Origin of the sequence: Aquabacterium sp. (assembly GCF_030652515.1) — a bacterium.
Lineage (GTDB): Bacteria > Pseudomonadota > Gammaproteobacteria > Burkholderiales > Burkholderiaceae_C > Aquabacterium.
The window spans coordinates 66,883-76,053 of the sequence record NZ_JAUSAR010000034.1; the positions used below are offsets into that span (position 1 = coordinate 66,883).

The window sequence follows — 9,171 nt, forward strand, 5'->3', positions numbered from 1 at the left end:
TCAGGCCCCGGTGAGCGCTATGGCAAATCGGGGTGCGACAGCTTCAAGGCCTCCAGCACCATGAGCGCGGCATAGGCGTCATTGGCGGCATACAGCAACTGCTTGTCCGTGAGTTCACGCGCCTCCCAGTTGGAGGTGGTCGTCTTCTTGGACTTGTGGAAGTGCTGCTGAAACACCACGCCCACCGCCGCCCGCACACCCATCGAGTTGTTGTAGCCCTCTTTGCGGAACACGCTGTTCAGATCAAGCACCGCCTGAAGTTGGACGCCCAGCTTGGCGTGGATCTGCCCTTTGTCGGATTGAAGCCCGAAACCCACCTTGAGCACCTTGTCAGAGCGCAACAGCTCGGTCAGGAAGTCGTGGCCCTCGCTGCGGTGCGGCTGGAAGATGAAGGCCTTGTCGTTCAAGGCGAACTGCACCACGTGCGGGCCTTCGCTGACCTCGCCAAACGTGAAGGTGGGCTTGGATTCGGTGTCGAAGCCCGCCCGGCCTGCCGCCACGATCTCCTCAAACGCCGCAGCGAACTCGGCCTGGGTTCTGGGCACGAAGATGCGCTCCAGGGGCAAACCTGGGAACGGCGGCATCACCGCAGTCTCTTCTTTGGTCGGGGCCATTTTTCTCAGGGACAAAGGATGCTCCAGATGTCACGGAACTGCCTCATTTCGCAGCACAGAAAGCGCTTGCCTGGGGAGGGACGCTTTACCCAGCACTTGCCAACAAGGTTATCCACAGAAGCCGGGGATAACTCGGGCATCAAGGTGGCCCAGAAACACGAAAGGGTTAGTAGGCGCTAACCTACTAACCCTCGTGATGCTTGGTCGGGACGGTGGGATTCGAACTCACGACCCCTTGCACCCCATGCAAGTGCGCTACCAGGCTGCGCTACGCCCCGAAGACTTAGACTATACCATTGATTTTGGTCATTCCAGCAATTCGCGAATCGACAACAAGGCTTCGCGCAGTTGTTCGACAGCTTGCGGACTGGCCTTTTGCACCTCGCGCACATCGGGCCCCAACCAGGCGGTCTCGGGCGTGGCATGGGCCACGCGCTGGGACGTGGCAGGCGCACGCGTGCCAGCTTGCAAGGCAACGGCGGGGTGCTGCTCCATTGCCTCGTCCAAAGGCTCGGCCTCTTCGCCCAGCAAGGCTGGATCCAGCTTGGGCAAGGCCCCACGGGCGCCCAACTCGGTCAGGCGGTTGCGCGCCCCGCTGATGGTGAAGCCCTGGTCGTACAGCAGCCCGCGGATGCTGCGGATCAGCAGCACCTCGTGGTGCTGGTAGTAGCGCCGGTTGCCGCGCCGCTTCATGGGTTTGAGCTGGACGAACTCCTGCTCCCAGTAGCGCAGCACATATGGCTTGACCAGGCACAGTTCACTCACTTCACCGATGGTGAAGTAGCGTTTCGCAGGAATTGGCGGCAAGGCGCTGTCCATGATCGTCAAAAGGCCCGTGTTGGCAATTTCCCGATCTAAATCAACAAGATCGGTGAAGGGCCTGAGACTTTACTCCAACTCGTCCTCGATGGGTGAGTCTCCTTGCACCATGCCCTTCAGCTTCTGGCTGGCGTGGAAGGTCACCACATGGCGTTCGGCGATGGGAATGGCCTCGCCGGTGCGCGGATTGCGCCCCGGACGGGGTGCCTTGCGCCGAATCTGGAAGTTGCCAAAGCCCGACAGCTTCACGTCCTGACCTTGGTCCAGCGTCTCGTGCACCAGCTCGAAAAACGCCTCGACCATGTCCTTGGACTCGCGCTTGTTCAGGCCGAGCCGGTCAAACAGCATCTCGGACAGGTCGGCCTTGGTCAGCGTGGGCGTCTCCAGGGTCGGCAACAGCACATGCACTTCGGGCGGAATCTTGTCGGTCATGATCGCACCCGCGCACTGACGCGTTCGGACAAGGACGCCAGCACGCCTTTCAAGGATGCTTCGATGCGCTCGTCGGTCAAGGTCTGCTCGTCGTCACGCAATTCGATGCGCACAGCCAGGCTGCGCTCGTTCTCGGCCATGCCGGCCACGGCAGCCTTGGGCTTGTAGATGTCGAACAGGCGCGCGCCACGCACCAAGCCTTCAGAGGGCGCCTCGGTGATCGCCGCCATCAAGGCATCGTGCGTGATGCTGTCATTCACCACCAGGGCCAGGTCACGGTAGACCGATTGCAGGCGCGGCACCGACTGGAAGGATGGCACCACGCGTTGGGTCAGCACGGCGGCATCCAGTTCGAACATTACCGGGGCCTGGGGCAACTCATAGCCCTGGCGCCATTTGGGGTGCAGCTCGCCAATGAAACCAACGGCTTGGCCGTCCAGTTCGACGCGGGCACAGCGGCCGGGGTGGAAGGCAGGATGCTCGGCCGCCACAAAGCGAGGCTGACGCGGCGCCAGCAAGGCCTCCACATCGCCCTTCACATCGAAGAAATCAACGGTGCGCGATGCGGCGCCCCATTGCTGCACATCGGCCGGGCCGTAAGCCAGGCCCGTGACTCGAACGGGCTGATCGATGCCAGCCACGGTCTGGTCGCTGTTGATGACCGAGGCATCGCGCTTGAACACGCGGCCAATCTCGAAAATGCGCACGCGGTCGGCCTTGCGCGACAGATTGGTGCGCAGCACTTCGACCAGGCTGCCCACCAGGCTGGAGCGCATCACGCTCAAGGGGCTGGCGATGGGGTTGAGCACACGGATGGGGTTCTCGTTGCCCGCCAGCTCGCGCTCCCAGCGTTCTTCCACGAAGCTGAAGTTGATGGTCTCTTGATAGCCACGGCTGGCCACCGAGCGCCGCACGGCGAACAGGCTGCGCTTGGCTTCTGGCAACACCTGCGCTTCGATGGGCGCGATGGGTGGGCGCTTGGGCAACTGGTCGAAGCCAATCACGCGCACAACCTCTTCAATCAGGTCTTCTTCGATCTGCAGATCAAAGCGCCAGCTGGGCGGGATCACCACCAGGTTCGTGTCGCCACCCTTGGCGGCCTGGGTGCTGTAATGCAGGTCCAGGCGCGTGAACACTTCCTGGCATTGCGCGAGGGTCACGGGCATGCCGATGACTTTTTGTGCGCGCGACAGGCGCAGCGTGACAGGCGGGCGCTCAACGGCCTTGACGACGTGGTCATCGACCGGGCCGGCTTGGCCACCGCAAATGTCCAGGATCAAGCGCGTGATGTGCTCGATGGCCTCCACCGTGGGGGCCGGATCCACGCCGCGCTCATAGCGGTGCGAGGCATCGGTCGAGAAGTTGTAGCGGCGCGCACGACCCGCGATGGCCTTGGGCCACCAGAAAGCCGCTTCCAGGTAGACATTGCGCGTGTCGTCGCCCACCGAAGTCGAATCGCCACCCATCACACCGGCCAGCGACTCCAGCTGCTGCTCGTCGGCGATCACGCCCACATGCTCGTCCAGGGCCACGGTCTGGCCATTGAGCAGCTTGAGCGTCTCGCCAGGCTGCGCCCAACGCACGGTCAGGCCGCCATGCACCTTGTCCAGATCGAACACATGCGAAGGCTGGCCCAGCTCAAACATCACGTAGTTGGAGATGTCGACCAGGGCCGACACCGAACGCTGTCCGCAACGGGCCAGGCGGTCGACCATCCAGGCTGGTGTCGGGGCCTTGGGATTCACGCCCTTGATGACGCGGCCGGCAAAACGTCCGCACAGATCGGGCGCCGTGAGCTTGACTGGCACGCGGTCATCGATGGTGGGCACCACGTGCTTGATGACGGGCTTGTTCAAGTGCGCGCCGGTCAGGGCCGCGACCTCACGGGCCACGCCCTGCACGCTCAGGCAGTGCGCCAGATTGGGCGTGAGCTTGAGCGTCAGCAGCGTGTCGTCCAGCTTCAGGTAGTCGCGGATGCGGGTGCCCACGGGCGCATCGGCCGGCAGGATGTGCAGGCCCGAGGCTTCTTCAGACACACCCAGTTCGCGCGCAGAACAAAGCATGCCCTGGCTCTCAACCCCACGCAGCTTGCCCAGCTTGATCTTGAAAGGCTTGCCATCGGCACCAGGCGGCAACTCGGCACCCACGGTGGCGCAAGGCACCTTGATGCCCACGGCCACATTGGCCGCGCCACACACGATCTGCAGCACCTCGCCCGTGCCCGCGTCCACCTTGCACACGTTCAGGCGGTCGGCATCGGGGTGCTTGGCCACTTCCAGCACCAGGCCCACCACCACGCCGGTGAAAGGAGGCGCCACTGGCTGCTGCTCTTCCACCTCCAGACCGGCCATGGTCAACAGATCGGCCAGTTGCTGGGTGCTCAGGTCAGGGTTGCAAAACGAACGCAGCCAGGACTCGGGAAATTGCATGAGGGATCCTTGGGAAATCTATGAAATCAAGCTTGCGTGAAATCGGCGTCCAGCACCACGCGGTAACGGGCCTTGCCGGCGCGCAGGTGGTCCAGCGCATCGTTGATGCGGCTCATCGGGAAATGTTCGGTTTGCGGGGCGATGCCATGGCGCGCGGCGAAGGCCAGCATGGCGTCGATGTCGGTGCGCGAGCCCGTGGGCGAGGCCGACAAACTGCGCTGTGCATTCATCAGGCTGCGGATGTCCACCGGCACGGCCTCTGTCTGCACCCCTACCAGGTGCAAGCGGCCATTCGGCGCCAGGGTGCCCATGATGGCCTTCCAGTTCAGCATCACGTTGACGGTGACCAGCACCAGGTCAAGCTGCCCCACGATCTGCTTCATGGACGCCGGATCCACACTGGAGACCACGCGGTGCGCGCCCAACTGCAAGGCTTCGTCGCGCTTGGATTCGGACGAGGTGAAGGCCGTGACCTCGCAACCCCAGGCCCGGCCAAACTTCAGCGCCAGGTGGCCCAGCCCCCCGATGCCCACCACGCCGATGCGGTGCGTGGGCTTGACGTCGTACGTGAGGAAAGGCGAGAACACCGTCACGCCGCCACACAACAAAGGCCCGGCCTTGCTGGCATCCAGGCCTTCAGGAATGGGCGCAACCCAAACCCAATGCGCACGCACCCGTTCGGCAAAGCCGCCATGGTGACCGATGATGGTGGGTTGAGCCTTTCGGCAAAGTTGCTGGAGGCCGCTCAAGCAAGGATTGCAATGCGTGCAGCTGGACGAGTTCCAGCCCAGGCCCACGCGTTGGCCCAGCTTGAGGCCTTTGGCCGACGAACCCAAGGCCACCACCCGCCCGATGACCTCGTGGCCACCCACCATCGGGTAAGGCGCCACGCCCCACTCGTTGTCGATCAATGAAAGATCAGAGTGACACAGGCCACAGTGCTCGACCTGGATCTCGACTTCTTCCAGCCCCAGCGGGCCCGGCTCGTAGTTGAAAGGCTCGAGCGGCTGCTTCGCGGCATTGGCGGCCCAGGCTTGGATGGACGTGGCGGCGGTGGTCATTGCTTCGGCTCCTGAGGTGGAAACACCCATCTTCACTGAAACTGCGACAAAAAGCGCAGATCGCCTTCATAGAACAAGCGCAGGTCATTGACCCCGTAGCGCAGCATCGTCAGGCGATCCGGCCCCAGGCCGAAGGCAAAGCCAATGTACTTTTCAGGGTCCAGGCCAAAGTTGCGGACCACATTGGGGTGCACCTGGCCTGAACCGCCCACTTCCAGCCAACGGCCATTCAAGGGGCCACTGGCGAACGCGATGTCCACCTCGGCCGAAGGTTCGGTGAAGGGGAAGAACGAGGGCCGGAAACGAATGTCCAGGTCGTCCGTCTCGAAGAAATTGCGGAAGAAATCGGCGAACACCGCCTTCAGGTCGGTGAAGCTCACGGCCTCGCCAATCCATAAGCCTTCGCACTGGTGGAACATCGGCGAGTGAGTGGCATCGCTGTCCACGCGATAAGTGCGGCCCGGCGCGATCACACGGATCTCGGGGATGCGCTCGCCACGGCCCACGGCCTCGGCGTGCTGCTTGACGTGCTGCACCGCGTAGCGCACCTGCATCGGGCTGGTGTGCGTGCGCAGCAGGTTGCCGCCTTCCACATAGAAGGTGTCGTGCATGGAGCGCGCGGGATGGTCTTCAGGGGTGTTCAGAGCCGTGAAGTTGAACCAATCGGTCTCGATTTCCGGGCCATCGGCCACAGCAAAACCCATCGAGCCGAAGATGGCTTCCATGCGCTCCAGCGTCAGTGACACGGGGTGCAGGCCGCCCTCGCCGCGACGGCGACCAGGCAAGCTCACGTCCAGGCTTTCGGCCCGCAGTTGCAAGGCCAGCTCGTCATCGGCCAAGGCTTGACGGCGTGCCGTCAAGGCAGCTTCGACCTGCTGCTTGGCCTGGTTGATGGCGGCGCCGCGCGTCTTCTTGTCTTCCACGCTCAGCGCGCCCATGCCCTTGAGCAGCTCCGTCAGGCTGCCAGACTTGCCCAGAAAGCGCGCCTTGGCGTTCTCCAGATCGGCAGGGGTTGCAGCGGCGGCAAAAGCCTCGGCAGCGGTTTGAACCAGTAGTTCGAGGTCGTTCATGTCGTCGCGTTCTTCGTCGTGTTTTTGGGCGTATGGCGTCGAAAAAAAAGGCCGGACACGGGGTCAGGCCTTTGTGAAAGCTCGGCTGAAATTCAGCCGAACCGTTTCAGCATGGTGTGCTGTGCAAGGCTATCAAGCGGCCAACTTGGACTTGGCGATCTCAACCAGGCTTGCAAAAGCAGCCGGGTCGTTGATGGCCATGTCGGACAGGACCTTGCGGTCGATCTCGATCGACGCTTTCTTGATGCCGGCCATGAACTTGCTGTAAGTCAAGCCCAGTGAACGGCTGCCGGCGTTAATCCGGGCAATCCACAAGCGACGGAACACGCGTTTCTTGGCACGGCGGTCACGGTAGGCATATTGCCCAGCTTTCATGACCGCTTGCTTGGCAATGCGGAAAACGTTCTTGCGGCGACCGCGGAAACCCTTGGCTAGGGCGAGGACTTTTTTGTGACGAGCACGGGCTGTTACACCACGTTTAACGCGAGGCATGGATGAACTCCTTCAGGCGATGAATCAAAATCAAAAAATCAGATACCAAACCCGGGCAACATCTGTGCGACGGAGCTCATGTTGGTTTCATGCACGTTGGAGATGCCGCGCAGTTGGCGCTTCGTCTTCGTGGACTTTTTGGTCAGGATGTGGCGCTTGAAGGCGGAACCGCGCTTGACGGTGCCACCCGGACGCACGCGAAAACGCTTTTTCGCACTGCTCTTGGTCTTCATTTTGGGCATGTTCTGCTCCTTTTAAATTGTTCCTGACAGGCGCCGCGAACTTCTCCGCGTCTTGATGGCCTGCAGGCACTTTGAACCCACGGAGACGGCGACCAAACCTTCTCCAGGGCAAACACCCCCGGTTGCCCGGGAGATGTCATCTCGTCACTTCAAACAAACAATCACTTCTTCCGCTTCGGACCCAGGATCATGATCATCTGGCGTCCTTCCAGCTTGGGCATGTTTTCGACCACCGACACATCGGTGAGCTCATCACGCACACGCTCCAACAACCTCATGCCGATGTCCTGGTGGGTGATTTCTCGGCCCCGATAGCGCAAGGTCACTTTGCCCTTGTCGCCGTCTTCCAGGAACTTGCGCAAATTGCGCATCTTGATCTGGTAGTCGCCTTCGTCCGTGCCCGGACGGAATTTGACTTCCTTGACTTCGATCACCTTCTGCTTGAGCTTGGCGTCGTGAGCCTTCTTCTGCTCCTGGTACTTGAACTTGCCGTAGTCCATCAGACGACAGACCGGCGGCTCAGCCGCGGCGGCAATTTCGACCAGGTCCACATCGGCTTCGGCAGACATGCGCAAAGCGTCCTGGATGCTCACGATGCCCAAAGGCTCGTTCTCAATCCCGTTCAAACGGACCTCTAGCGCAGTGATCTCACGATTCAGCCGGTGCTTGCGCTCAACATTGGGCGTCCGGCGGTCAAAAAAGTTAGCGATCTCGAATTCCTTCAGGCCACGGGCTCTTCAATGGAGCTCGCACCAGTCAACAATGAAACACGCGTCCCGGAAAGCGAAGCTGGCGTGGGCTGAAAACACCCACGCTTCACCTCAAGCCTTGCTGGCGATGTCTTGAGCAATCCTCTGGGAGAAGCTGTCTAGCGACATCACACCGAGGTCTTGATTGCCCCGGGCGCGCACGGCGACGGCACCAGCATCCTTCTCTTTGTCACCGACAACGAGGATGTAAGGCACCTTCTGTAGCGAATGCTCGCGGATTTTATAGGTGATTTTCTCGTTACGCAAATCCAATTTGACCCTAAGTCCTTGTTTTTGCAATGTTTTGGTCACCTGCTTGACGTAATCCGCCTGCGAATCAGTGATGTTGAGCACCACAACCTGGGTCGGCGCCAGCCAAACCGGCAGTGCGCCAGCGTGCTGTTCGATCAAAATCCCGATGAAACGCTCCAGGCTGCCGAGGATGGCGCGGTGCAACATCACGGGGTGCTGGCGCTCGCTGGTGTCGGTCACGTATTCGGCATTCAGGCGCTGCGGCATCGAGAAATCGACCTGAATCGTGCCGCACTGCCAGTGGCGGCCCAGCGCGTCTTTCAGCGTGTATTCGATCTTGGGGCCGTAGAAGGCGCCCTCGCCTGGCGCAATCTCGAACTCGCTGCCGGTGGCGCGCAGGCTTTCGATCAGGGCTTGCTCGGCCTTGTCCCAGACTTCGTCGCTGCCGATGCGGGCTTCCGGGCGCGTGGCCACCTTGTAGATGATGTCGGTGAAGCCAAAGTCTTGGTAGACCTTCTGCAGCAGTGCCGTGAAGTCCACGCACTCTTGCAGGATCTGGTCTTCGGTGCAGAAGATGTGGCCGTCGTCCTGCGTGAAGCCGCGCACGCGCATGATGCCGTGCAGGCCGCCGGTGGGCTCGTTGCGGTGGCATTGGCCGAACTCGCCGTAGCGCACGGGCAGGTCGCGGTAGCTCTTGATGCCCTGGTTGAAGATCAGGATGTGGCCCGGGCAGTTCATGGGCTTGAGGGCGTAGTCGCGCTTTTCACTCTCGGTGGTGAACATGTTCTCGCGGTACTTGTCCCAGTGGCCGGTTTTCTCCCACAAGGTCTTGTCCAGGATCTGCGGGCCCTTGACTTCGTTGTAGCCGTTGTCGCGGTAGACCTGGCGCATGTACTGCTCCACGGCTTGCCACACGGTCCAGCCATTGGGGTGCCAGAAGACGACGCCGGGGGCATGGTCGTCGATGTGGAACAAATCCAGTTCGCGGCCCAGCTTGCGGTGGTCGCGCTT

The 9,171-nt window shown here is 61.7% G+C and carries 10 protein-coding genes and 1 tRNA gene; all 11 read right to left on the reverse strand.

The genetic code is table 11. From position 1 onward, the window contains the following. Positions 1-17: 17 nt before the first annotated feature. On the reverse strand, positions 18-614 hold the full coding sequence (locus Q7V20_RS04865) for a 3'-5' exonuclease (RefSeq protein WP_304787765.1): 597 nt from the start codon (positions 612-614) through the stop codon (positions 18-20). Between the two features lie 201 nt (positions 615-815). Further along, positions 816-892: transfer RNA gene (locus tag Q7V20_RS04870), tRNA-Pro, on the reverse strand. A 28-nt stretch (positions 893-920) separates the two neighbouring features. Further along, positions 921-1,433, reverse strand: a complete 513-nt coding sequence (locus Q7V20_RS04875) for a MerR family transcriptional regulator (protein ID WP_304787767.1) — start codon at positions 1,431-1,433, stop codon at positions 921-923. A gap of 69 nt (positions 1,434-1,502) precedes the next feature. Continuing rightward, positions 1,503-1,865: an integration host factor subunit alpha gene (locus Q7V20_RS04880; protein WP_304787769.1), complete on the reverse strand. Its 363-nt coding sequence runs from the start codon at positions 1,863-1,865 to the stop codon at positions 1,503-1,505. Beyond that, the gene (gene pheT / locus Q7V20_RS04885; RefSeq protein ID WP_304787771.1) at positions 1,862-4,294 is read right to left on the reverse strand and encodes a phenylalanine--tRNA ligase subunit beta; all 2,433 of its coding nucleotides are present in this window, start codon (positions 4,292-4,294) and stop codon (positions 1,862-1,864) included. Before pheT ends, Q7V20_RS04880 begins: the two co-directional genes overlap by 4 nt. A 26-nt stretch (positions 4,295-4,320) precedes the next feature. After that, positions 4,321-5,355 carry an NAD(P)-dependent alcohol dehydrogenase gene (locus Q7V20_RS04890; RefSeq protein ID WP_304787774.1) on the reverse strand — a complete coding sequence of 345 codons (1,035 nt, stop codon included), beginning with the start codon at positions 5,353-5,355 and terminating at the stop codon, positions 4,321-4,323. A gap of 32 nt (positions 5,356-5,387) precedes the next feature. Then, a complete protein-coding gene (gene pheS, locus Q7V20_RS04895) occupies positions 5,388-6,425 on the reverse strand; it encodes a phenylalanine--tRNA ligase subunit alpha (protein ID WP_304787776.1) in 1,038 nt (345 codons plus the stop codon). A gap of 132 nt (positions 6,426-6,557) precedes the next feature. Further along, entirely contained in the window at positions 6,558-6,917 is a 360-nt protein-coding gene (rplT, locus tag Q7V20_RS04900) for a 50S ribosomal protein L20 (protein WP_230182304.1), read from the reverse strand. Between the two features lie 38 nt (positions 6,918-6,955). Continuing rightward, positions 6,956-7,159 carry a 50S ribosomal protein L35 gene (gene rpmI, locus Q7V20_RS04905; protein ID WP_230182303.1) on the reverse strand — a complete coding sequence of 68 codons (204 nt, stop codon included), beginning with the start codon at positions 7,157-7,159 and terminating at the stop codon, positions 6,956-6,958. Between the two features lie 161 nt (positions 7,160-7,320). After that, positions 7,321-7,884, reverse strand: a complete 564-nt coding sequence (infC, locus tag Q7V20_RS04910; protein WP_370652405.1) for a translation initiation factor IF-3 — start codon at positions 7,882-7,884, stop codon at positions 7,321-7,323. 96 nt (positions 7,885-7,980) lie between these two features. Then, positions 7,981-9,171: threonine--tRNA ligase (gene thrS, locus Q7V20_RS04915; protein ID WP_304787781.1), on the reverse strand; the 1,191-nt coding region annotated here is incomplete at its 5' end.